This is a genomic window from Shewanella sp. TB7-MNA-CIBAN-0143 (assembly GCF_040310065.1).
Taxonomy (GTDB): domain Bacteria; phylum Pseudomonadota; class Gammaproteobacteria; order Enterobacterales; family Shewanellaceae; genus Shewanella.
In genome coordinates, this window is record NZ_JBEOPL010000021.1 from 25,693 (window position 1) to 51,242 (window position 25,550).

22 protein-coding genes are annotated in these 25,550 nt (G+C 41.5%); 4 read left to right on the forward strand and 18 right to left on the reverse strand.

What is annotated here, in order from left to right; genetic code table 11:
- Nucleotides 1-185 precede the first annotated feature (185 nt).
- The 6 genes from AAEY97_RS16410 to AAEY97_RS16435 form a co-directional block, all read right to left on the reverse strand.
- A complete protein-coding gene (locus AAEY97_RS16410) occupies nucleotides 186-1,631 on the reverse strand; it encodes a methyl-accepting chemotaxis protein (protein WP_101086743.1) in 1,446 nt (481 codons plus the stop codon).
- Between the two features lie 258 nt (nucleotides 1,632-1,889).
- On the reverse strand, nucleotides 1,890-4,133 hold the full coding sequence (locus AAEY97_RS16415; protein WP_351000051.1) for a xanthine dehydrogenase family protein molybdopterin-binding subunit: 2,244 nt from the start codon (nucleotides 4,131-4,133) through the stop codon (nucleotides 1,890-1,892).
- Nucleotides 4,134-4,135: 2 nt separating this feature from the next.
- Complete coding sequence (locus AAEY97_RS16420) at nucleotides 4,136-4,588, reverse strand: (2Fe-2S)-binding protein (RefSeq protein ID WP_101086741.1); 453 nt, start codon at nucleotides 4,586-4,588, stop codon at nucleotides 4,136-4,138.
- A 2-nt stretch (nucleotides 4,589-4,590) separates the two neighbouring features.
- On the reverse strand, nucleotides 4,591-5,199 hold the full coding sequence (locus tag AAEY97_RS16425; protein WP_351000053.1) for a nucleotidyltransferase family protein: 609 nt from the start codon (nucleotides 5,197-5,199) through the stop codon (nucleotides 4,591-4,593).
- Nucleotides 5,200-5,220: 21 nt separating this feature from the next.
- On the reverse strand, nucleotides 5,221-6,243 hold the full coding sequence (locus tag AAEY97_RS16430) for an XdhC family protein (RefSeq protein WP_351000055.1): 1,023 nt from the start codon (nucleotides 6,241-6,243) through the stop codon (nucleotides 5,221-5,223).
- Nucleotides 6,244-6,366: 123 nt separating this feature from the next.
- The gene (locus tag AAEY97_RS16435; protein WP_162023426.1) at nucleotides 6,367-7,011 is read right to left on the reverse strand and encodes an MBL fold metallo-hydrolase; all 645 of its coding nucleotides are present in this window, start codon (nucleotides 7,009-7,011) and stop codon (nucleotides 6,367-6,369) included.
- Between the two features lie 276 nt (nucleotides 7,012-7,287).
- Between AAEY97_RS16435 and AAEY97_RS16440 the strand changes: the two genes are divergently transcribed.
- The gene (locus tag AAEY97_RS16440; RefSeq protein ID WP_101086737.1) at nucleotides 7,288-8,577 is read left to right on the forward strand and encodes an alpha/beta fold hydrolase; all 1,290 of its coding nucleotides are present in this window, start codon (nucleotides 7,288-7,290) and stop codon (nucleotides 8,575-8,577) included.
- Between the two features lie 113 nt (nucleotides 8,578-8,690).
- Here the strand turns inward: AAEY97_RS16440 and AAEY97_RS16445 are convergent, their stop codons facing one another.
- The 5 genes from AAEY97_RS16445 to AAEY97_RS16465 all read right to left on the reverse strand — a co-directional run bounded on the left by AAEY97_RS16445 (nucleotide 8,691) and on the right by AAEY97_RS16465 (nucleotide 13,421).
- On the reverse strand, nucleotides 8,691-9,347 hold the full coding sequence (locus AAEY97_RS16445) for a nitroreductase family protein (RefSeq protein WP_192115198.1): 657 nt from the start codon (nucleotides 9,345-9,347) through the stop codon (nucleotides 8,691-8,693).
- 282 nt (nucleotides 9,348-9,629) lie between these two features.
- A complete protein-coding gene (locus AAEY97_RS16450) occupies nucleotides 9,630-10,175 on the reverse strand; it encodes a thioredoxin family protein (protein WP_192115199.1) in 546 nt (181 codons plus the stop codon).
- A gap of 222 nt (nucleotides 10,176-10,397) precedes the next feature.
- On the reverse strand, nucleotides 10,398-11,867 hold the full coding sequence (locus AAEY97_RS16455; RefSeq protein WP_351000059.1) for an ATP-binding cassette domain-containing protein: 1,470 nt from the start codon (nucleotides 11,865-11,867) through the stop codon (nucleotides 10,398-10,400).
- Nucleotides 11,868-12,025: 158 nt separating this feature from the next.
- Complete coding sequence (locus AAEY97_RS16460) at nucleotides 12,026-12,316, reverse strand: putative quinol monooxygenase (RefSeq protein ID WP_162023430.1); 291 nt, start codon at nucleotides 12,314-12,316, stop codon at nucleotides 12,026-12,028.
- 79 nt (nucleotides 12,317-12,395) lie between these two features.
- A complete protein-coding gene (locus AAEY97_RS16465) occupies nucleotides 12,396-13,421 on the reverse strand; it encodes a zinc-binding alcohol dehydrogenase family protein (RefSeq protein WP_351000061.1) in 1,026 nt (341 codons plus the stop codon).
- A 122-nt stretch (nucleotides 13,422-13,543) separates the two neighbouring features.
- Between AAEY97_RS16465 and AAEY97_RS16470 the strand changes: the two genes are divergently transcribed.
- The gene (locus tag AAEY97_RS16470; RefSeq protein WP_182744990.1) at nucleotides 13,544-14,479 is read left to right on the forward strand and encodes a LysR family transcriptional regulator; all 936 of its coding nucleotides are present in this window, start codon (nucleotides 13,544-13,546) and stop codon (nucleotides 14,477-14,479) included.
- 266 nt (nucleotides 14,480-14,745) lie between these two features.
- Here AAEY97_RS16470 and msrA read toward each other — a convergent pair whose 3' ends face one another.
- Both msrA and AAEY97_RS16480 read right to left on the reverse strand, forming a co-directional pair.
- Nucleotides 14,746-15,339, reverse strand: coding sequence for a peptide-methionine (S)-S-oxide reductase MsrA (gene msrA, locus AAEY97_RS16475; protein WP_335691472.1), 594 nt, complete (start codon nucleotides 15,337-15,339; stop codon nucleotides 14,746-14,748).
- 170 nt (nucleotides 15,340-15,509) lie between these two features.
- The gene (locus AAEY97_RS16480; protein ID WP_351000065.1) at nucleotides 15,510-17,471 is read right to left on the reverse strand and encodes a DNA topoisomerase III; all 1,962 of its coding nucleotides are present in this window, start codon (nucleotides 17,469-17,471) and stop codon (nucleotides 15,510-15,512) included.
- Between the two features lie 171 nt (nucleotides 17,472-17,642).
- Here AAEY97_RS16480 and AAEY97_RS16485 point away from each other — a divergent pair, with 171 nt between their 5' ends.
- Entirely contained in the window at nucleotides 17,643-18,350 is a 708-nt protein-coding gene (locus AAEY97_RS16485) for a tRNA (adenine(22)-N(1))-methyltransferase (protein WP_162023436.1), read from the forward strand.
- A 150-nt stretch (nucleotides 18,351-18,500) separates the two neighbouring features.
- On the opposite strand, the gene AAEY97_RS16490 is transcribed toward AAEY97_RS16485, so the two are convergent.
- From AAEY97_RS16490 to AAEY97_RS16510, 5 genes are all read right to left on the reverse strand, one after another.
- Nucleotides 18,501-18,920 carry a copper resistance protein CopC gene (locus tag AAEY97_RS16490; protein ID WP_162023437.1) on the reverse strand — a complete coding sequence of 140 codons (420 nt, stop codon included), beginning with the start codon at nucleotides 18,918-18,920 and terminating at the stop codon, nucleotides 18,501-18,503.
- Nucleotides 18,921-19,017: 97 nt separating this feature from the next.
- Nucleotides 19,018-19,323, reverse strand: coding sequence for a DUF3240 family protein (locus AAEY97_RS16495; protein WP_351000070.1), 306 nt, complete (start codon nucleotides 19,321-19,323; stop codon nucleotides 19,018-19,020).
- Nucleotides 19,320-22,373 carry an efflux RND transporter permease subunit gene (locus AAEY97_RS16500; protein ID WP_351000073.1) on the reverse strand — a complete coding sequence of 1,018 codons (3,054 nt, stop codon included), beginning with the start codon at nucleotides 22,371-22,373 and terminating at the stop codon, nucleotides 19,320-19,322. Before AAEY97_RS16500 ends, AAEY97_RS16495 begins: the two co-directional genes overlap by 4 nt.
- 1 nt (nucleotide 22,374) lies before the next feature.
- Nucleotides 22,375-23,406 carry an efflux RND transporter periplasmic adaptor subunit gene (locus AAEY97_RS16505; protein ID WP_101086724.1) on the reverse strand — a complete coding sequence of 344 codons (1,032 nt, stop codon included), beginning with the start codon at nucleotides 23,404-23,406 and terminating at the stop codon, nucleotides 22,375-22,377.
- Entirely contained in the window at nucleotides 23,403-24,644 is a 1,242-nt protein-coding gene (locus AAEY97_RS16510; RefSeq protein WP_335691465.1) for a metal transporter, read from the reverse strand. The genes AAEY97_RS16505 and AAEY97_RS16510 overlap by 4 nt, the downstream gene beginning before the upstream one ends.
- A gap of 187 nt (nucleotides 24,645-24,831) precedes the next feature.
- Between AAEY97_RS16510 and AAEY97_RS16515 the strand changes: the two genes are divergently transcribed.
- Entirely contained in the window at nucleotides 24,832-25,329 is a 498-nt protein-coding gene (locus AAEY97_RS16515) for a helix-turn-helix transcriptional regulator (RefSeq protein ID WP_101086722.1), read from the forward strand.
- Nucleotides 25,330-25,550 lie beyond the last annotated feature (221 nt).

The window sequence follows — 25,550 nt, forward strand, 5'->3', positions numbered from 1 at the left end:
TGCTATTCACAGATATCTAATAGTATAATGCGACTAACTCAAGTGGTGTTCGACGACTAAATTAGAGTCAATACACTTAAACCACCACTTAACAACTTAGTAACAGACCAGATACCTTAGTACTTTATTTCAAGCTAATCAAAAATATATCAACGATCTCCTCTTTAATGATAAGGCTGTAAGCGCTAGATTTTATATTGACTTAAAATCGCAGCTAAACCTTTAGACGATTGATTCAAATCTTTAGCTAATACACCAGCTTGTTTGGAAGTACTGCGAATCGTTTCCGATTGATGACGAATTTGATTAAGTTGTGAGGCGATATCCCTCGCAGACATGCTTTGTTGTTCCGCGGATGCGGCTATTTGGCTGCTCATATCGAACACCGCATTAATAGACTCAGCCATATGAGTAATATCATCACCGACCGCCTTAATGCTCGCACTCCCTTGGTCTGCTTCAGCAACAATCACATTGGTAATACTGGTCAGTTTTTTAGAACCTTGTTGCAACCCTTCAATCATGTTTTGAATTTCTACGGTGGCTTTTTGGGTACGCCCCGCAAGGGTTCGCACTTCGTCCGCCACCACAGCAAAACCACGACCTTGCTCCCCGGCACGCGCCGCTTCAATGGCAGCATTTAATGCCAATAAATTGGTTTGTTCAGAAATACTATCAATGGTAGTAACAGCATCATTAATTTGGGTGGCATCGCGGGAGAGCTGCTCGACAGATGAAAACGCTTCAGCGATACGCTCAGACAAATAGCTAATACGTTTGACGGCATCGTTAATCTTACTTTGGCTTTGATCCATTTGCGTTGCATTTTGCTTAGTATTTAATGATGTATCACTCGCGTGATGTGACACATCGGCTATGGCGGCCGTCATTTGATCCATGGCGTGTGCCACTGAGTCTAAAAAGTGATGTTGCTGATCAATCAGCTCGTCGTTGGTACTGGCTTGATGATTAAACTCGTTAGCGGCAACAGCCAAGGTTTCAGCATTACTGCGGATAGCACTGACCATTTCACTCATATTATCGGCGCAACGATCAATATCTTTGGCGATTAAACTGAAGTCGTCTGTACCAAAAAAATTTAACCTCATGGTTAAATCACCGTCAGCTAGACGCTTGATTGCCATGTACATTTCCCATAAACCTCCCCCTAATGAGGTTGAGATCCAGTAACTCAACTGAAATAAGGGTAATAAACCCACCAATGCGATTATTAACATAAAACTAGTTTGGCTTAACGGCTCTTGTTCCGACGGTTGTACATTTTGACTCATCGTTAAAAATTGGTTGCCCACACTCGCCGATGCCGTCACTACATCGCCGCTGCGTAACGTATTGTCACGCCCAGATAGCTGCAATTGATTTTCTTGGGCAAATTGCTTGAGGGCATCATTTGCTAAACCTTGATTATTAGCAACCGAAGCATAACTTTCAATACTTGCTTTAACACGTTGTAACGATGTTTGTTCAATTAAGTCGTTTGTTTGTTGGTAATTCATTAGCGCTACAACACTGGTGATCAATGCCACAAGTGAACACACCACCCAAAATTTTCCATTTAGGCTGAATTTAATCAAGATTGCATCAATTTTTCTAAACTGGATTTGCTTCATATAAGCTTCCTAAGGCAATTGGCCATTATCTCAACAGTGAGAACAAAACGACATAAACGAATAACACCCACACAAACGCCAATTAATATTATAGAAGAGTCTGATTATTCAGATTCAATTACTATTCAATAACCAACATTTTTAAATTTTTTGTTTGCACACAATAATAATGCCTAAGTGCGCATACACTTAGGCATTTGGCTTATTTATTATCGGCTTAAGATAATAAAACTTAAGTGCTATAGCTCACGAAAATGGCTAGATCGATAAAAACTTATTAAGCGGTAAATCGCGATATCTGATCCCCGTGGCCGCAAAAATTGCATTGGTTAAACTCGGTGCAACAGGCGGTACGCCTGGCTCACCAACACCGGCAGGTTTTGCCGTAGACTCAATAATATAGGTCTCAATATCAGGGCATTGCGGTAAACGCAATAACGGATAATCATGGAAGTTAGATTGTTCAACCTTGCCATCTTTAAAGCTGATTTCGCCCATCATGGCTAAACTTAACCCAAAAATGATTGCGCCTTCTAGTTGTGATTTAACCCGATCAGGATTAACCACTCTACCGGCGTCAATCACCGCTATGGATTTCAATACTTTAAGCTGTTTATCAACTACTTCAACTAATGTCGCTACCGCAACATAGCTAACAAAACTGCGATGAACAGCCATACCCCAACCTTGGTTTTCAGCCGCTGTAGGCGCATCTGCCATTACCGCTTCTAACTTATCTAACACCTTATGATAACGGCCCACATCAACGGGATGATCCGCTAACTCCTCACCGTAATTACCATAAGTAAAAGCTTGATTTTCAAACGGCTCAATTCGAGACGGACCTAATAAATCACGCCACATTTGCACACAGGGTTTGTTAGCATTTACCGCTATTTCGTCGACAAAACTGCCAATACCAAAAGCATGTTGAATATTACATACTGACCGCATCCAACCTATACGAGTGTGTGCAGGAGCTTTAACGGCTTCAAGTTGGATATTTTTAAGGGCTAGCGGTACATCGCTAAAGCCTAAATCAAGTTCGCCAGCTGAAGGATATTCAACACCTTCGGCAAATGTTGAACTAATTGAAGGGAAACCCGTACGCGCTAATAATGCTGTCGGCATCTTATTGCTGTCTAATGCAACTTGATACATCTGTGCACTGATCGCATGGTAATAACCGTTTTGAATTTCGTCTTCTCGACTCCAGCAGACTTTGATCGGCTTATTGAGTTTTTGCGATAAAATAGCAGCTTCAACACTAAAGTCCGGCTTAGATTTACGTCCAAAACCACCGCCCAACAAAGTCACATTAACCGTAACTTGCTCTTCTTTAAGCCCTAACGCACCTGCCACATTTTGCTGGGTACTTTGTGGTGTTTGGCTCGAAGCCCACAACTCGCAACCTTCAGCCGTCACATTCGCCGTTGCTACTGGCGGCTCCATCATTGCATGAGTTAAATACGGAACGGTATAAACGGCCTTAACCGTAGAAGCTTGTGGCCAATCAGTAACAGACTCACCTAATTGACGCATCACTTTACCCGGTTGGTTAACTCGCTCAACCAAGCCTTGCAAATATGTCTCTGAGTCATGACTATCATTAATCGATTTAGACCAGGTAATGGTTAACGCTTTACGTGCTTCAATTGCACTCCAGCTGTTTGTTGCAATCACGGCAACCCCACCTAGAGCTTGGAATAATGGCGCACCTTTAGGCACTGGCAAAGTAATAATATCAACCACCCCAGCAATCTTACGGGCTTTTGCATCATCAACACTAACCACATCACTGCCTAATACTGGCGGACGAGTGATACTGGCATACAACATTCCATCGAGTTTAATATCATATCCGTATATTGCTTTACCCGTTAGCATCGCATCCATGTCGACAATGGTGTGGGATTGACCGATATGAGTGAATTCACTTTCGGGCTTGAGCACAACCGAATCTAACTCTGGCATCGCTAATGTCGCTGCAACTAGTGCTAACTCACCGTAAGTAATACTCTTTTGACTGCCTTTGTGATGGACTTTATGAGCTTTAGCGTACACTTCAGTCACTGGAACTTGCCATATTTGTGCTGCGGCTTGTTCAAGCATGGTTCTGGCGGTTGCGCCCATTTGGCGCATACGTTGATAATGCTTACGGATACTGCGGCTACCATCGGTATTTTGGCTGCCGTAACGTTTATCTGCTAAACCTTGAACCACGACAACCTTATCCCAATCAGCTTCCAATTCATCAGCTAAAATTTGTGGTATGCCCGTTCGGATCCCTTGTCCCATCTCAGAGCGATGACAAGTCAAATACACCTTATTATCTTCCCCAATAGCCACAAACAAGTTCATCATTGCTTGCTTGTCTTGAGCTAACGCCATTGGGCTCCAACTTAGGCCTGTTGCGCCTAACGCTAATCCACCACCGACTGCACCAAATATCTTTAATACATTACGACGACTAATATTTTCAACTGCTGTGAATGTGGTCATGATCACGCCTCCGAAGCCGATTGAATAGCGGCTTTTATCCGTGGATAAGTCCCACAACGACAAATATTACCCGACATGGCATCGGCTATTTGTGTTTCAGTAGGTTTGGGCGTCGAGGTTAATAACGCAGCAGCAGACATTAACTGCCCCGCCTGACAATAACCACATTGCGGTACATTATGTTCTAACCAAGCTTGCTTTAACTTTTCAGCCTCAAGACCTTCAATAGTGGTAACTTGCTTGCCTTGTACTTGTTTTAAACTGGTTAAACACCCGCGCATAGGACTACCGTCAACATGAATAGTGCATGCCCCACAGAGCCCTGCGCCACAACCAAATTTGGTGCCAGTTAGGCCTAATATGTCACGCAATGCCCAAAGAACGGGCATATTAGGGTCTGCATCGAGGGTGAAATCCTTTCCATTTACCATCAGTTTTTGTGTTGGGGTTGTCATAATTAATCCTTATTATCTAACCAACGAGCTAAGTCAGCTGGTGTATCAATATCAAATTGCGCTTGTTCCATCTGAACAACGTTCAAGCTATTATTTTTATCATGTTGTTTTAAAATGCTTTTAGCACCTTTATCGCCATCAATCGACATCAAAACATTAATATCTTCAGCTAAAAAAATAGCTGGAACACCCACATTTTGCAGGTAAAAAGCGCAAGTAGTTAAGTTATTACGAATATAGGCTTCTATCAATTGCAAATACTCTGTTTCTTGCAAAGCCACTTGGTCGGCTAATACGATTAACATTGCATCTGCTTGTTGGCTTTGAGCATAACGCCCTGCAAGTTTTACCGAGCTTGATAAGCCTAACTGCCAATTATCATTGATGAGCCGATGATGATCCGCAGTGATCGCCAATACTTCATCCGTTTGATGTGCACCTAACATTACCACCGCTGGGGTGATACCCACTGCGGTGGTGACGCGATCGAGAGTCTGCAGGCAATGCTCAAGTAAGCTTAGTTCGCCTTGCACTTTGGCGACAATTTTAGCACCGTTAAAACGGCTGCTAGCGCCAGCGGCTAAGATTACAGTAACAATTTTAGGCTTCATGAATGCATGTACTCTGAGAGTTTATGACAACATCACCGTATCAAGGCTGGTTAACTGACTTTGATACAGCACTCCATGGCATTGAGATAATATACTGAGCCCAACCGAACCAGGCAGCTCGCCGCCTAATGCTAACCCTGCAGGTGCCGAAAAATAGCCACTAAAATCATCGACACTGAGTTCAGCCATGCTCAACACCTTGTCACGACGATGGGTAGGACCCAATAACGAAATATAAGCCAAAGGTATGGTTTGGAGTACCTGTAATGTTTTAGCATCAATTTGTAAATTATGGCTCATCACAAAGGCGGCATCTAAACTAGCCAAAAGTGTTGTAGACACTTCTGCTGTTGGTTTCTTGATGATCTGACATCCAGGAAAATCATAAGTACGCGCATAAGCAGTACGTTCATCAAACACACTGACTTTCCAACCAAGTGTTTGCGCCATTTGTGCAATAGGTTGTGCATCTAAGCCACCACCAAAAATACCAATGTGTACTGGTGGTCTAACTGGAATATGCAACACAGTAGTATCTTGATCGACTACTGCGCGAGTTTTACTATTGAGAGTGACAGATGTTGATAGCTCGGCGCCTTGTTCGACAAAGTGACCACTTAGTTTATTGACCGGCGTGCCATCTGCAACAACATCAATTTGATACACACCTGCATGACCACGCATTAAGGCGTCATGGACACTCACCAAACCAAGATAATTGTTCGATTTATTTAACGACACCATCATGATATTAACAATACCACCACAGCCCAGCTGATAACTGGTATCAGACTCATCGGTTGCGTCATAGGTTAACTGAATAACTTGCTGAGTTTGAATCGCACGTTGGGCGTGACGACGTAAATCCGCCTCAAGACAACCACCACTTAACATCCCTAGGCTTTTACCCATTGGATGAAATAGCATTATGGCGCCAGGTTTGCGGTAAGAAGACCCTTGTACTTGGGTAAGAACGGCGAGTACCCAGTCTTCTTGATAAGAAGGTAACCAGGTATCGAGTAAATCAACGAGGTGTTGAACCATGTTGGCTGTCCATCATTTGTAAACGCATTATCTTAAGCTAACAGACTGCGTTTACAATGCAAAGAATCAATGGTTTCAACTTATTAATAAATAACCTCAATGACCTGATCACATAACAAATTGTTAATCAAATAACTGATCGGCAACAAAAGGGTTATGTTGTCGCTCATCAGCGAACGTCGACATAGGCCCATGGCCGGGAATAAAACTGACATTGAGCCCTAATGGCCATAATTTGGTGGTAATGGAGTGAAGTAAATCTTGATGATTAGATTGCGGAAAATCAGTTCGACCAATTGAGCCTCTAAAAAGCACATCGCCAACCCAAGCTAAATCAGCCATTTTATCGTAAAAAACAATGTGTCCGGGTGTATGCCCTGGACAATGCAACACCTGTAAATGTTGTTCTCCTACACTCACTTCATCACCTTCATTAAGGTACTGATTCGGCTCAAAAGCTTCAGCGCGTGGAAAACCAAAGTTTTGACTTTGTTTAACTAAGTTTTCTAACCAAAATTTATCCGCTATGTGCGGACCAATAATCGGCACCGCTAATTTTTTGGCTAATTCAGCTGCACCACCGACATGATCAATATGACCATGGGTTAATAATATTTTTTCAACACTTAACCCTAACTTAGCCACCTCAGCTAAAATTCGGTCAATATTGCCACCAGGATCAACAACCGCAGCCTTTAAGGTCTTTTCGCACCATATAACACTACAATTTTGCTGAAAAGGCGTTACGGGGATGATTTGATACTTCATCGACAACCTCGTTCTTTATGATCATTCGGTTAATTATCAGTTAATTTTACCTAGGCAGATTTGATCTAGATACCTATTTAATGTGATTTCCATCGAGTTACCGATTGTTAATCGTTAAGATGGCTCATAAAATAGTATCATTCGCGCCTAAATAAGTGCCCAAACACCGTATGAGTCAAACCATATAGATGCGCCTCTAACACCAAAAAATAGCACCGGTACATCAGAGTTTGAAAAAATTTGCTGTCCCATTAATCAACACTGAATAGGCATTATATGCACACAGAACTCACCTTAGCAGACATTGTTGCTCGTAAGCACTTTTTCTCTGTGCCGTTAGACTATCAACAAAGTCCAAGTAAACAGATTACAGTTTTCGCTCGGGAAATTGTCAGCGTTGAGAACCAACATAAAAAGTTGCCTTATTTAGTGTTTTTTCAAGGTGGGCCAGGATTTGGTGCCGTCAGACCGATCAGCAATAACGGTTGGATAAAACGTGCGTTAACTGAATATAGAGTGTTATTACTCGACCAACGAGGCACCGGACTATCAAGCCCAGTTAATGCCACCAGCTTAAGCTACATGAGTTCAACAGACCAAGCGGACTACCTAAGCTTTTTTCGTGCAGACAATATTGTTCGAGATGCGGAGTATATTCGCGCAAAATTATCGCCAGACCAACCTTGGAGTATTTTAGGCCAAAGTTTTGGTGGATTTTGTGTATTGCATTATTTGTCTGCTGCGCCAGAAGGCCTAAAAGAGGCATACATTACTGGTGGTATTCCTTCACTAGACCGCCCTGCCGAAGAGGTTTATCAAGCCACTTATCAACGTGTCATCGCTAAAAACAATGACTTTTTCAAGCGCTTTAGTGATGCACGCACCTTAGTCGATGACTTAGCAAAATACCTTTACGAAAACAAAGTCTACTTAGCCACTGGCGAGCAACTCACAGTTGAAATGTTGCAGTTGTTAGGCATTAATATCGGTATGGAACAAGGCCCTGAAGCGGTTTACTATCTGCTTGAGCAAGCCTTAATTGAAACGCCGCATGGTATCGACATTAATCCACTGTTTTTACATCAGTTCAGTCAATTTCTCGACTATAACACCAACCCTATTTTTGCATTAATGCATGAGTCTATTTATTGTCAGCAACAAGCATCAACTTGGGCCGCACACAGAGTACGAGCACAATACAGCCAATTTAACTATCGTCCTGACAAACCATTATTGTTCACTGGCGAAATGGTCTATCCGTGGATGTTTGCCCAATTTGAACAACTCATTCCACTGCAACAAGCCGCTGAACTTATCGCAGCGAAAAAAGACTGGCCTGCGTTATATGACCTAGAGAAACTGGCTAATAATAAAGTCCCGGTTGCAGCCGCGATATACAGCGAAGATATGTTTGTCGAAATGCAATACAGTTTAGAAACCACAAAAAAAGTGGCGAACCTTAAGTATTGGCTCACATCAGAATATGAGCACAATGGTATTCGTATGGACGGCGAACGCGTACTCGATAAATTGATCAGCCTCAATCGTGGCCACTGTTTGCGCTAGTGACTCAATACTGGTCAACGTGTTCAGCTTCAGTAACTTAAAAAAGGGGGCATAAGATTACTCTTATGCCCCCTTTTTCATTAATATCAGTCGCGTAAATAGCGACGGATCAATTATAAAACCTGTAATACTTGCTCAATGTTTAAACGAGATTTTGGTAACTTGGCGTTGTAGTCTTCATCTGAATGATGATAACCAAATGCTAATGCAACTTCACACACATAACCGTCCAACTCTTTAGCAAATATTTGGCCTAGCATTTCACTATCAACACCTTCCATTGGCGTAGAGTCGATACCAAGACGCGCTAGCGTATGCATAGTGTTACCTAATGCTAAATAGGTTTGTGACTTAGTCCAAGCCGCATTGTTACCCGCTTCATCAGTGTTTAAGTCAACAAATGCGTATCCACCAAATGCAGCTTCGCGATCTTCAGGCTTAGTACGGCCATCAATAATGCCTTGATCTACCACTTTGGCATAATCTTCACGGGTATACTTAGGGTTATATGCAAACAATATAGTATGTGAAGCCGTTTTAGCATGCGGTTGATTAAACTGAAACTTATTAGCATAAGAGTCATGTAAACGTTGCTTGGCCTCGTCACTTTCAATCACGATAAACTTCCATGGTTGAGAGTTAATTGATGACGGCGATAACACCATAGCATCATAAATCACGGCTAAATCTTCTTTAGGCACGCGTTGAGTCGCATCATAGCGTTTGGCAGTGTAACGTTTTTCTAAATCAGCAATAATGGCATTGGTCATGTGATATCTCGATGTTAACAATCATTAAAAGGACTGGCAGTTAACGACATTGATTAATGCTGTTGATTAATATCATCGAGTAACTAACCTTGTTAGTCACAACCATTGGTCGTAAATAACATCTAAAACTCAAACTAAACTCAAAAAAAAAAATACAAATTAACAATAAATACAATTAGTTAACAACACAGTTAACTTAAAAATTTCTTTGCATTATTATTGTGCTTAAAAACAATTTTTCAAGGTTTATAGCTCATTAAATTTATAGCTAACTAAAATGGCTTATCGCCATTTAATAGAGCAACCCATGCTGGCTGTTTGTTGTTTAGGCCCTTTGCCTATTGCAGCAATCATTTGCATGGCTTGTAGTAGTTCAGGTTCTCTGTTCGGCGCATCTTGCAAACGCGCATCATCTAACCTGCCACGATATTGCAATTCACCGAAATGATTAAAACCAAAAAAGTCTGGAGTGCACACTGCACCATATTGCTTAGCCACTTGCTGATCTTCGTCCACTAAATAAGCAAATTCAAAACCATGTTGCTTGGCAAAACGCAGCATATTTTGTGGCGAGTCGGCCTCAACATCATGATAATCATTAGACATAACCGCTAACACATTGATGCCTTCAGCCATTAATTGCTTTGTATCCGCAGCTAAACGCGTCGCAACGGCTTTAACATAAGGACAATGATTACAAATAAACATAATTAATAAGCCCTTTTCTCCTAAGTGCTCACTCATGGTAAAAGCATTACCATTGGCATCTTTCAAGGTGAAATCTGGGGCTTTCCAGCCATAATCGCAAATGGGTGTATCAAGTAGCATCAGTTTCCTTAAGCGTGTCGCTGTATATCTATAGCCCTATTACAGCTCAATTCACTCAATATTCAAGGCTATCGGCGTTAATGTGGTTATGATATACAAAAGTTTAATCGCCATATAGAGCATAATAATTGAAACATTATCAATTATTATTAGAAAATAAACTCACAAACAAAAATAGCCAACCTAAGTTAGCTATTTAGAGACTCTTTAAACACGATGGAATTACCCCTGAGAAACCACCGCCCGATAACCATTTTGGTTTTCATCTTGCACAAACTCAATATAATGCTGAATACTGTCTAGGCTATCTTCTTGATAATGCGAGACATACAACAATTGACTTAAGTGTTCTTTGGCAATGAGTTCAAGGGCATTTTTAATCAGTCGGCGTCCCAAATAATCCAAACCTTGATAAGGCTCATCGAGGATCAATAAGGTGGGTTGTTTCACTATGGCGCGAGCAATGAGTAATAAGCGTTGTTGGCCATATTCTAATTGTCGAAAAGCGGTTTTACTTAAATGGCCCATGTGTAAAATGGCCAACCATTCTGTAGCGACAGATATTTGTTGTGCCGTCGGTTTTTGGTACAAACCAATAGAATCATAAAAACCAGAAACAATCACATCCAGTGCGCTACAGTTAACCCGATATTGCTGATGTAATGCCGAAGACACCATACCTATATGCTGTTTAATTTCCCAAATGCTCTCGCCAGACCCTCTTTTTTTGCCAAAAATATCAATGTCGTTGCTGTAACATTGTGGATGGTCACCAAAAATAAGCCCAAGCAAAGTACTCTTACCGCAACCATTTGGCCCTTTGACCTGCCAATGCACGCCATTATCAATACGCCAGTTCACACCCGAGAAAATCACTTTATCGCTGTAAGCCACTCGTCCATTGTTTAACTGAAAAACCGGGTTAGCAAATAATGGTTTATGTCTGTGACGACGAATAAGCGCTAACATATCATCGCTTTGTTGACCCGCTTGCGCCGTTAACTGGGCAATTACAGGATGGTTGTCCCACTGTGATTTGGTCATCATACTGTCTAATTTACCATGACTAAACATAGCAACATGTTCAATCCAATCTGGCATATCTTCTTCACGCGAAACCACGACCAGTATTTGTTTGGTTTGAGATAATTGTTGTAAATATTCCGTCAGGGTCTGTCTGTGCGCAACATCAAGGCCTGCATAAGGTTCGTCGAGCACTAAAAAAGGCACTTGGGTTGCTACTGCACGGGCAAGCATTACTCTGCGCCCTTCACCGGTAGACAATTGAGCAAAAGGACTTAAGCTTAAATGCGTTAAATCTAATTGCTGCAGCAATTGATGGGTTAAGTCATTGTCATGGCATTGATTAAAAACAACCCCAAACACGGTCGTTTTAGGATCGGTATATCCCAGTGACTCGCTGTCATCTTGCTCTAAAATAGCTTCAAGCAGTGATTGTTGCTCAAGCAATGACACTAATGCCACACAAGCTGGCGTGACACCGGTAATATCGCCACTATACGTTAAGGTTTGTGCATCAACTTGCTGGGTTAATAACTGACCAAGTAATGCACCGACATCACCTTCGGTGCTAAATACCCCCCAAGATTGTTGTGATTCAATCACCCAATCATCAATATCGACAGTGACACTCGATGAACAACACTGCAACTGCGTAAATCTGATTTCCATCTTGCCACTTATCCTAATATTTAACCTGAACTAGGTTTAATCAAGTCGATTTATCACTTGAGTGTCTCATAAGAGACTAAAAAAAATCGACAAAAAAGCAGAACATTTTATGTTCTGCTTTTGGATGTCATTCAATTGAATCGCCAACTTGAATAAAACTAGTCGATAACGGTCATTTCATTCAACGTAAATTCATCAACAGCGCCTTGAGTTGCAGCCACAAAATCGGCTAAATGCTGATTTTCCATATGCACACGCCATAATTCACGGGTCTGCCAAGTCTCATAAAACATAAAGTGAGCAGAGTTATCATTGTCTCGGTGTAATTCATAGCTAATACACCCTTGTTCAGCGCGTGTAACGTCAATCAGCTTCAGTAACTCAGTTTTCACCAATTCAATTTTGTCCGCTTTGGCTTTAATATTGGCTACAATCGTTAAATGTGACATGTTGATTCCTGTTCGATAATATAAGTGTTCGGTAATATAAGTATTTAACATTACTCAATAATATAATTTAAGGTCTTAATTAAAACCCTTCTAACACAATTTTACCAATCGCACGGCCAGCTTCTAACGCCTCATGTGCAGCACGAAGATTTGCAGCATTTATTGCGCCCATGTGCTGGCCTAACGTAGTTTGAATAAAACCTTGGTCGACAAGATCCGCTACTCGGTTAAGTAAACGTCCCTGCTCATCCATATCGACTGCGTTAAACATCGAACGAGCAAACATAAACTCCCAATGTAATGACAAACTCTTTAGCTTTAATTTAGTCACATCAAGCGCAACTGGATCGTCAATCATCGCAATCTTACCAAACGGTGCTAATAACTCTGTGTAACTATCAAAATAAGTATCGGTGCTGTTTAGACTCGCAACATGAGTAACAGGGCCAATGTTTAATGCCGCTATTTGCGCAACAAGCGGTTTAGTGTGGTCGACAACATAGTCCGCACCCAATTTCTTAACCCACTCACTTGAACTGGCACGTGATGCGGTACCAATAATGGTTGCACCCGTAATGGCTTTAGCCAATTGTACAAATATAGAACCCACACCACCCGCTGCGCCAACAACCAAAATCACTTCGTTTGATTTCTCTACAGCGCCAGGGCTTTGCTGCTTAATCGATAAATGTTCAAACAACAATTCCCATGCTGTTATCGCCGTTAAAGGTAGTGCAGCAGCTTCTGCATTCGATAAACTCTTAGGCTTCATGCCCACTAAGCGTTCATCTACTAACTGATATTCAGCGTTACTTCCTGTGCGAGTAATATCACCAGCATAGTACACCACATCACCCGGTTTAAATTGACTTGACTTATCACCCGTTGCAATGACTTCGCCAACCGCGTCCCAACCAATCACTTTTACTTCACCGTCTGCCGGTGGCATGTTTAAGCGCACTTTATAATCGGCAGGGTTAACAGCGATGGCATTAACTTTAATCAATAAATCACGGCCTGTTGCAATTGGTTGATCCAATGTCACATCGATTAATGATTCTGGGTTCGAAATTTCAAGAGACTGTTTATATCCAATAGCTTTCATAAGATTGTTCCTGTGATATATAAAATAAGGTTGCTCAAACTTGATGAAGCTATATTAGCGCTTGTTTTATCTCCCATAAACAGCATAATAATTGAAACATTATCAATTAAAAATGGATAATCATGTTATTAGAAGACCTTTATGTGGTGCTTAAAGTCGCAGAGTTTCGCAGCATAACTGCCGCGGCAACCAATCTAGACATGCGCACCGCCACCGCTAGTGCTGCATTAAAACGCGTTGAAGCCAGTTTAGGCGTTGAACTTTTTATTCGCACCACCCGGCAACTTCGTTTATCGAGCGCTGGCGAAAAGTATATACCGCAGTGTGAGCAAGCCATGTTAATGCTGGAGCAAGCAAAGCAAAACATGAAAGGTGAGCTGGACATTATTGATGGTGACTTACGCTTAGCCATATCATCGGATCTGGGGCGTAATATTGTAATCCCTTGGCTTGATGAATTTATGGATACTCATTCAAAAGTGAGTTTGAGAGTCAGCATTAGTGATGCCAACGTTGACTTTTATCGCGACGCTGTCGATTTAGCTTTACGTTATGGTTCACCTAATGATGCTAATTTATACGGCTTTAAAATTTGTAATGTGCCAAGGCTAATTTGTGCATCACAAACTTACCTTGATAAATTTGGCACCCCAACACATCCACAAGAATTGGCAGAACATAATGCCCTGCTATATCAATTACAAAACTTAACTCACGACATCTGGGAGTTCACCCAAGCTGACAACAGTATTAAAGTAAAAGTATCCGGTGACCGGGTTGCCAATGATGCAGACTTAGTTAGACGTTGGTGCGTTAATGGCAAAGGAATATCAGCTAAGTCATGCTTAGACATGTCACATGACTTACTGACCAATAACCTAGTGAGGATAATGGCGGACTATCCCGTTAAATCCACTGAACTCTGGTTGGTATTTCCTAGCAGACAATCTATTACACCCGCAGCGCGATTACTGCGTGACATGCTTAAAGACAAAACTCGCAGTATTTTGTTGCAACTAATAGAGAAAGGAATACTCGATAAAAGCGTGTTGGATTAAATGCTCGTTTTAAATGTTCAAACGCATACGGGTAAAATAGAATCCCGTGATGTTAATCCGGACTGAATAGAATCAATACATTATTGATAAGTTATCTGTATCATAATTAGCGGACAATAAATTAGCGCTAAATAAACTTCATTACTGTTGCACTTCATCAAGAATAGCTTTTAGTCGCGGGGCTATGTTGTAAACAGGAGTCAAACATAAGCTAAACATAGCCACTATCAATCGAACTCACAGGAGTTCGATTGAAAACCAATAAATTAATGTGTCGCTTTATCTCCCCAAATATCTTTTAACCTTTGGTCTCTGCCACAATTCCAGCGATAAGCATTATAGCGAATGGGGTTGTTCTTATAGTAATCCTGATGATAACTTTCATCGCCTTTGATAGGATAAAATGTAGACGCATTTAAAATAGGCGTCACAACTTTACTATTCGGAAACTGCTTTTCTACTTTGTTTTTAGACTGTTGGGCAATTTTTCGCTCGGTGTCGTTTGCCACAAAAACAGCACTTAAATAGCTAGAACCTTTATCGCAAAATTGTCCGCTTGCATCAAAAGGGTCAATGTTGACCCAGTAATGTTCTAACAGCTCTGTATAGCTCACTTTGCTAGGATCGTATGTTATTTCAACCGCTTCATAATGACCACTGTGGTTACCATTATAGGTAGGGTCTTTGATGTTTCCGCCAGTAAATCCTGAGACCACATCGGTTACGCCATCAAGTTTTTCAAAATCTGACTCCATACACCAAAAACATCCACCAGCTAAAATGGTTTTATCTGCTGTGGCATTAGATGCATAAGACAATAAACTTGCTGCAAATATCGTTAACACTAGTGTGCTTTTCATAACACTCTCCTTTATTTTCCTAGGTTATTAGTATGTTTGTCTGTAAATATCTACTATATGAACTTAATGGTTTAAAAGTTCACAATGACATTTACAAAGTTCCTAATGGTGAGTTAACACAGTTATATTCCCGAAATACCTAGACTGTAATGCAAGTAACTCTTGCCAATTTAGCTTTTCACTTTAGCCTTCTTTTTATACGATTTCTTAAAACTTCGTTTCGGTGCAGTACTGGCGACACCTTGTAATGCTGAGGGTAACTGGCTCGATGCTTGAGTGATGAGGCCATCTAATTGGCTCAACAATGGCTGCATAAAAGCATCATACTTTAAACGTTTTTGGCTGATAGCATCCAAGCTATTTTCCCATAATGCGGTCATGTCGGGCGTGGTTGCTGATTCGGGTAAACTGCGTATTAAGCCAACTCCCACAGGCGTCGCTTTAATGGCTTTACCCTGGCGAACCAAATATCCGCGTTTAAACAATAATTCAATAATGCCGGCCCGGGTGGCCTCTGTGCCTAAGCCATCGGTTTCTTTAAGGATTTTTTTAATCTCGCTGTTTGTCACATAACGGCTAATGCCGGTCATTGCACCTAATAAAGTGGCATCGGTAAAATGCTTCGGCGCTTGGGTCATTTTCTGTAGTAATTCACCACGCTGACAATGCAAAATTTGACCTTTAACCAGTGGAGGCAAAGACTGTACCGCGTCTTCATTGTCCTCGTCACTGCTAGTTGAATTAGAACTAGCTTGATTTGCAGTGGCAGAACGTTTAAACAGTTGTTTCCAGCCTAAGGTTTTATCTTGACGTGCTTTAGTGGTAAATAAGCCACCAGCAATGGTCACTTCAACTGCGGTTTCTGCATAGATATAAGCGGGATAGAACTGGGCTAAATATTGCCTTGCCACGTGTTGATATAACTTAGCTTCGTTACTTGATAATGCCGATAAATTAGCCACCTTTTCAGTTGGCACAATCGCATGGTGAGCATCTACTTTAGTGTCATCCCACGCTTTAGATTTAAGTTTGCTATTAGGAGACTCACAACCATCAATTAAGCCTGAAGCGCCTTTGAGCACGGCGTCCAATACTTTTGTTGCCAAAGCATGCTGTTCTTTAGGTAAATAGCGACTGTCTGAGCGCGGATAAGTAATCAATTTGTGGCGCTCATACAAACTTTGGCAAGTATCCAGTACCTCTTTCGCTGACAGACCAAAACGTTTAGCTGCATCTATTTGCAGTGCCGATAAGCTGTAAGGTAATGGTGGGTTTTGGCGCTTATCTTTAGCTTCAATTTTAGTGACTTCCGCTGGTTTCCCATTGATACGGGCAACGACATTTTCGGCTAAACCTTTAGCTAATACTCGTCCGTCTTCATCCATATATGGCTGACATGCTTCGCTAGGTTGCCATTTTGCGGTGAATGCTTGTTGTTGGTCTGTCAATAAATGGGCTAATACTTCGTAAAATGCTTTAGGGGTAAAATCAGCGATTTCATCATCGCGGCGTACCACTAACCCGAGTAACGGTGTTTGTACTCGACCAACCGACAACACGCCTTGATAGCCGACTTTACGGCCTTGAATCGTGTAGGCTCGGGTCATGTTCATGCCATATAGCCAATCAGCACGGCTGCGGGCCAATGCAGAGGTCGATAATGGAATAAACTCTCGGTTACTGCGTAATTGCCCTAATGCACGTTTTACCGCTTGTGGGTTTAAGTCACTGATTAACAAGCGCTGAACTTGACTCAGCTTGTCTCCTTTTACACCCAGATAAGAAATCACTTCATCGACCAGCAACTGCCCTTCGCGGTCTGGATCGCCAGCATTAATGATCGATGATGCTTGCTTGACCAATTTTCGTAACACCGTAAGTTGGCTGCGCGTTTTAGGTTTTGGCTGCAGTTTCCACGTTTGCGGCACGATGGGAAGGTGTTCGAGTTTCCATGACTTAAATGCATCGTCATAGGCGTCCGGTTCTGCTTGTTCGAGCAAATGGCCAATACACCATGAGACGCAATCACCATTAGCGGCTGTGATAAAACCATCACCTTTTTTATGTGGTTTTGGCAGAACATCGGCAATAGCACGACCTAGACTGGGTTTTTCAGCAATATATAAAATCATAATCCACTGGTGGGTCGCTAATATTCAATGAAATGAACCGCGCCACTTAACTGTATAAATTTACAGTATAGATTAGCGTTAAATACGCCAAGCTGCAAATATGAAATAATTAACCACTTAGTCACTTAAATCATTACAATGCGCAAGTTCACTTCCAAACTTGATAAATAGATGAAACTCGGCCACCGCTTAGCACATATCAACATGATGATCCCCAATGGTTACACTCATATTTGGGATTGCTGTTGCGACCATGGATTACTCGGCGCCGCGTTGCTAGACAGACATGCTGCTATAATCCATTTTGTCGACATTGTGCCAGCATTGATGCAGCAGTTAACCGCCAAGCTCGAACGTTTTTACCCACAGCAAAACCCACCAAAATGGCAAGTACATTGTGTTGATGTGTCAGCGATCCCTTTGGATCAAGATGAGCATACACCCTTAGTGATTGTTGCCGGAGTGGGTGGAGATTTGATGATCGAGTTTGTTAGGTCACTTTGCCAGCAATATTCGAACCGAAAAATCGATTTTATCTTGTGTCCAGTTCATCATCAATATGAGTTACGCCAACAACTTATCAAGCTTAATTGTGAATTAATTGACGAAAAACTGATTGAAGAAAACCGTCGTTTCTACGAAATCCTTTATATCAGACGTGATCCCAAACTCCCCACGAATGTTGCTAATGATTCGCTTACAGACATGGACCCTATAGGCAGTGTAATTTGGCAAGCGAGTGATGCTGTACAGCAAGACATTGCTATGCGTTATTTAGCTAAAACGATTGCGCACTACAGTCGCATCAATCAATCTCGTTCAGGAAACACCTCTCAAGCACTAAAAGAGTATCAACAGGTAAACATCGCTTTAAAATAATGCCTAAAACGCTTCAATTGGCAGTCCATTTCTGGGCATATAAAGTATCAAGGACGCTATGCCGCAAATGACAAGGACGGACTTCGTCCTGCAATAAAGAGCTGGATTCCCGATCAGCTGCATCTCAGGAATGACGTAATTGCAGTATGACTACCCATGTAGTTTTCTATGTAAAATATCGTACTTTGGTTTTTTAGTAGAAGGCCGTGGATAGGTGTCATCATTTAAGGTTAACGTTGCTTCACCAAGGCTTATTGGGCCACCATTAAGCTGACTTTTCCATCTAACAAGATACTTAGCTGGAGGTAACTTAGGAAGATTAAAATAAAAAATAGTCCCAGGATCTTTTGGCACTTGAACATCTAAGTTAAGTAAATAACCATCATTATTTCTAATGACTATTGAATGCAAAGTCACACTACTTTCAAACGTTACCTTCAAAGATCGCGTAGGCTCGATAGTAAACTCAATCGTCACATCGCTATTCTTCGCAGAAAGCTCACTAGCATATATATTATTTGGTACCAGCAAAGCGAAAAAGATCATGGTTAGGCAACGATAAACTCTCATTTCAATATCCTTTCTTATAACTAAATTTAATGAGTTGACCGCATGGTCCAAACACAGCAACTATTTCCTTTATCGACTTAGTACTTTTCTTTTGCGGCTAGCACAAAGTGCCTGTATGAATAATGGGTGTAATCCAATATCGACACGGATTCTGTTTACAAACCGCAGACAAGGCACCTAATAACGCATCTTGATGATCCACAGGATGCATAATTTCAAACTTACAAAATTCCCTGTAGCCTTCAACTTGCTCTTTGATATTAAAATGGCTGTGTTCGCGGCTAAAACCGCAAATATTACCTAGGCTAAAACCAGATAAAAACTCAAGCTCAATCAAGGTATCAACGATGTCGTCCTTAATATCATTTTGGGCGATCAGCACTAACAATTGCTCCGTGATCATTGACGTTTCTCCAGCCAGTAATAAAGGATTGGTAACAAATAAAGGGTTGTAATGGTTGATGTCAGCAAACCGCCAATAACAACAATGGCCAATGGCTTTTGGATTTCAGCACCAGGGCCCGATGCAAACACCAATGGCATCAAGCCAAACATGGCTGTCGTGGCGGTCATCAAAATAGGCCGTAAACGTCTTGCTGCACCTTGTTCGACTCGCGCCAATAAACTGCTAAAGACATGTTTGGTCTGCTCGTAATAACTCACCATCACCACACCGTTAAGTACCGCGACGCCGAGTAATGCAATAAAACCAACCGAAGCAGGCACAGATAAATACTCGCCCGAAACATACAAGCTCACGATCCCGCCCATCATAGCAAAGGGGACGTTAGCCAAAATCAAGCCCGCTTTAGCAAGCGAACCAAAAGTGGTAAACAAAATGAGAGTAATAAGCGCAATGGCGACGGGAATAACCAGTAATAAGTTATTAGTGGCACGTTGTTGATTTTCAAACTCGCCACCAAAACTGACACTGTAACCGCTAGGTAACTTAACCTCAGCGTCAATTTTCGCGTTGAGTTCTTCAACAAAACTGACTATGTCTCGGCCTTGCACGTTAGTCGTAATCACCGAAAAACGATCACCTTGTTCGCGTTCAATTAAAATAGGGCCTTCTTTGTAGGTTAATTTAGCGATATCGGTAAGACGTTTTAATGAATGATCAGGCATCACCAACAATTGATTCTGCAGCTCATTAATACTACTCAACCCGCCTTGATTATTGGCGATCAATACTGGGGTACGCTTTTTACCTTGCAGCACTTCGGTCACAACAACACCTTCAAGTTGGCTTTTTAAATACCGCGAAAACTCCATGGTGCTCATGCCAAAGCCACGTGCCAGCTCATTATCTAGGGTTAAGTTAATAAATGGACTGCCCTCAATCATGGCCATTTTTACATCGATACTGCCACTGGTGTCACTGACAAGCTGCTCAATTTGGGCCGTTAATTGCCCAAGTGTATCAATATCGGTACCAAAGACTTTGATGGCCACATCACCAATACTGCCAGTAAGCATTTCAGAGACGCGCATCTGAATAGGTTGAGTAAAATTAAAATTTACTCCAGGAAAATTAAGCAGTTCAGTGCGAATAGCATCAATCAGTTGCGTCTTGTCAGCAAAGCGCCACTCGTCTCGCGGTGCGAGTTCCAAAAATACATCGGTTTCATTTAGCCCCATAGGATCTAAACCAATTTCATCAGAACCGGTCCGCGCAACCATTTGTTTAATTTCTGGCACCTTATCAAGCAAGGTAATTTGAATTTGCTTGTCGATAGCAATCGACGCTTCAAGCGAAATAGAAGGTGATTTTTCTAGCTGTAAAATAATATCGCCTTCATCCAATGTCGGCATAAAGGTTTTACCCACAAGACTAAATAGCCCTAAACTCACCACTAACAGCGTAAACGACACGATGATAAACGGCTTTTTATAGGTAAACGTCTTTTTTAAACTGCTCAAATAAGCCGCTTTTAGTTTCTCTATCGCTTTAGGCTCTTGTGCAGACTTTTCGTTAACCAGATAAGATGCAATGACTGGAATAACCGTAAGCGACAACACCAATGCCGATAACATGGCAAAGACAATCGTGACAGCCACGGGCGTAAATAATTTGCCCTCTAAGCCGGTTAATGTCAGTAAGGGAGAAAATACAATCATCACAATGACAGTGCCAGATACAACTGGAATAGCCACATCTTTAGTCGCACGATAAATAAGGTGTAAACGCGGCAAACGTTGCTTAGTCGCAATAAGATTGACCATGTTCTCAACCACTACCACAGATGAATCAACCAACATACCAATCGCGATGACTAAGCCACCTAGACTCATTAAATTTGCTGACAGATTAAATAAATCCATCATCAAAAACGTCATTAATGCCGCAAGAGGCAAAGACAATGACACAACTAAAGCGGCCCTGACATTACCTAAAAACAGCGCTAGTAATACAATCACTAACAACACGGCTTCAAATAACGCACTTGAAATGGTATCAATCGCGGTATTAATTAAATTAGCACGATCATAAAAAACGTTAAGCTCGCTGCCTTCGGGCAACGAAGTATTAATTTGCGCTAACTTTGCTTTAATATTGGTGACTACTTGGGCAGTATTGGCATCTTTAAGTGCAATAATTAAGGCTTCAGCCGCCTCTTCACCGTCTTTTGATACCGCGCCATAGCGGGCTAAATGGCCAATCTGTACGTCAGCTAAATCTATCAAGCGATAAACTTGCGCATCATCCGCCTTAATCACTAACTGTTTTAGTTCATCTATATCATCGACTCGCCCTTCTGAACGCACAATAATGGTATCAGTACCAATGGTTAATTTACCGGCACCTTCATTATGATTATTGTCCGTAATCGCCTGTTGCAAATCTGCAAAACTGACGCCAGCGGCAGCCATGGCAGAAGGATTAGGACTAACACTAAAACTTTTGGCATAGCCGCCTAAAATATTCACATCAGCCACACCAGCAACGGTACGCAGCAAGGGTCTGACTTCCCATTCCAGCAACTGTCGACGTTCCATTAACGATAAGTTAGGGTTTTCAAGTGTAAACATAAAGATTTCACTTAACGGCGTACTCATCGGTGCCACACCACCAGAGACACCTTCAGGAAAACTGTCCCATACCGCCGCTAGTCGCTCGCTGACCTGCTGCCTAGCCCAATAGATATCAGTTCCTTCAGTAAAATCTAAGGTAATATCACTAATGGCATACTTAGTAGTGGAGCGTAAAATGTCTTGATTTGGGATCCCTAAAAGCTCTGTTTCAACCGGTACAGTAATTTGCGCTTCAATTTCTTCAGGCGTCATGCCCGGCGCTTTTAAAATAATCTTCACTTGCGTAGGCGAAATATCAGGAAAGGCATCAAGAGGAATATTAAACCAGGCACGAGTACCCGCTAACATTAAAATCAACGCTACGATCAGCACAAACAAGCGCTGAGTTAGCGAAAAACGAATCACAGAAGCGAGCATATTATTCGCCTCCTAAACCAAGCAGTATACCTTTCACTGCCGCGACAGATTGAGACAAGACTTTAATTTGACTCAAATCTTGATCACTCGCGACAATATAATCATCTGCAGTAGAGCCTAATACATCGATACTCAATGAAGACAATGTTTGGTCTTTTTGGGTAAAAATCTGGCTATCTTGTTGCCAAGTGAATACACTAATTTTAGGCACCAAATACACGGCTTTTTGATATTCAGGTATCACAGTAATTTGTTGCCCTAAGAGTAAATTGCACGTTTGTGGTACAGGGGTAGACCAAGCTGTTAAAAATACCCCATCAGCAATTGCAGACACTTCATCAATGGCAATATGACATTGATTAATGTTCACCGCAGATAACGAGGTTGACTGACTCATAGGCACACTGACTTTCACCCGAATACTCTCGGTAGGAATAAGCGAGAATAATTGCACCCCAGCACTGTAGGGGCTATTGAGATAATTAAGATTAACAATGCCCGCCACAGGAGCCATGACCACCAGCGATTCAGTATCTGCATCAATGCTTTGCACCATCTCCATAAAGTGCTGCATGTGTTCGTATTCAAGGTGAGCGCTAAAGTAATCTTGGCTGATCTCGCGCCACTTATCTGAGCCAATGCTGCCATTTTTTAATAAAGGCAGATTACGGTCATAACGCTGTTTAGCTAGATCGTATAGGCTTTTGGCCGCCTCTATTTGAGCTAAAAAATGAAACACTTCCGGTCCAGTTAATCTGACAATGGCTTGGTCTTTGGTGACAACTTGCCCCTGTCCCACTAAAAACGTGACTTGCTGAATATTTTCAGGCGTCATAACCCAATAATCGTTACCGGGTAAACGGGCTATTTGTGCAGGAAGAGGACTACCTTCATAACTGGCCACTTTTTTAGGCGACATATAACTCACGTCTAAGTGACCTAACTCGCTAAGAGATATGGTTTCAGCACGAACAAACGCCGATGATAAACCGATTGTGATACATAAAAGGCTGGTGCCAAATTTGGCCATCATAACGAAATCCCTAAAGCTTGCAGTTGCTGAGAATGAAGTTGTTGCTGGGCCACTTGGTTAAGTGCTAAACGTGATTCAGTATCCAATGCATCCATGTAGCGGCGTAACCAAATTTCATAACCCATTTGGTTTTGGTCTTTTACCTTGGCCAAATCTTCAGTGATGGTGCGACTCAGTGATACCCCTCGTTGTAACAAGGCCTGCTGTTTTCTGAGATTATGCTGCTGTAATAACAGCTTTTGTGATTGATTTTTGAGTTCCAGATAAAGTCTTTCGCTATTGATGCGTTGATCTTGATAATCTTTCTGCCAAACCGACAGCTCACGTTGAGATAAAGCAGAGCCAAAACCGAGTGGAATACTGATCCCAACACCTAAATGTTGGTCGTTAGAGAGATCACCAGCCGTTTCCTTTGCGGTTAATGACACAGTCCACGGATCTTGTTCACCCGCTTGCTGGCTTGTCATCATGACGTCTTGAAACTGTTGTTGCAGCGACTGTAATTGCCACAAAGGATGCTGCATCAATACCACATCAGCACCATGAATAGATTGCACGTCTAATTCAGCCATATTATGGCCACTTTCTTCTATATTTTCGGGGATCTCACTCAAACCAGTGAGTGATTGAAATAATGCCATTGCTTCATCTTGTTGCTGTTTTAGTTCAATCTGCGCTAAATCAATATCCACGCGTTCACGATCTAATAGCAATAAATTGACTTTAGGAAACTCACCCGCTGCAGACAGTTGTTTTTGCTGCACATGTAACTGTTCTAATAGTGATGCTTTACGTTGCAGTTGGTTAGACTTAACTAAAGCGATGCGAAAATCCCACATGCTTTGTCTAAGCAAACCAGATAAATATAATTTTTGAAGTGCCACCTGTTGCTCAAGCAGAGAGCTTGTTAACCGTTTTAATTTGTTATCGCTTTGGTGCAAACTAAAAGATTTAATGGGTAAGTTAAGTGATACTTCTTGTTCATAAATGTTACTATTATCCAGATCGCCTAGGTAACTTAAACTAATGCTCGGTAAGCCTGTCAACCAAGTCGAACTGCTCAATTGTACTGAGCGGTTATCGTTGAGTGGCATGGCATTAAAGGTGGTCTTGTTTAATCGCGTTTGACTTAACTGCAACAGTGGTGACAGGTCATTGCTTGTAGCGCCATAGCTATAAGAGCTAATCGCTAGCGCAATAATAAGACATATTTTGATACTAAACTTCACGGCAGACATATGTGATTTCACTAACCCAAAAGATATAGTTAGACTATTATCTTTAGGTAGAGAACACATGGGGAGTATGTATCATAAATGTCGCTATGGTACATATGTACCATAATGTAAACTCATGATTTTAATGCGTAATCACTTACCCTTTTTAGTTTTATTTACGTAACACACTCATTTTTGGACCGCTGTCATGAGAAAAGATGTATTCATTATTATACTGCTACTGCTAATCACCTTGTTTAAGTTGTTCGACATATTTGCCGATTTTCAACTGGACATTCCCGCTTGGCACATTGCCCAAGAAGCCATGCTGGTATTGTTAACGATTGCAGCGAGTATTTTTTTAGGTTATGACCTGATCCGCAGTTCTCGCCAAGTCAAAGCACTCAAATCGAAACTTAAAAAAGCGGATAAAGAAATCGATCACATGTCAGCACAAATGCGATCTGCAAGACAAGAATATAGCATAACAATCGCAACACAATTCGATGCATGGCAGTTTACAAAAAGTGAACAACAAGTCGCTTTATTACTGTTGAAAGGCCTCAGCTTTAAAGAAATTGCCGAGGTACGACTCACCAAAGAAAAAACGGTCCGCCAACAAGCATCAACAATTTACAGCAAAGCACAAGTTGACGGCCGCCACACTCTATGCGCCTGGTTTATGGAAGATTTTATTCAAGAGTAATACTCACTAAGCCAAAAAAATATATAGGTCCCTGCTTAAAAATATTACAGGGTGAATAACGTAGTAGTCAGGATCATTATTTTAGCTTTTGCCCTTAATCTTCATTATCCGCACATGCTTAGATCCCTGCTTAAATGCCTTATTGGGAGGGATCCATTTTTGACTTTTGACTTAATGATTTAATGATTTAATGATTTAAACCCATAAAAAAACCAGCATTT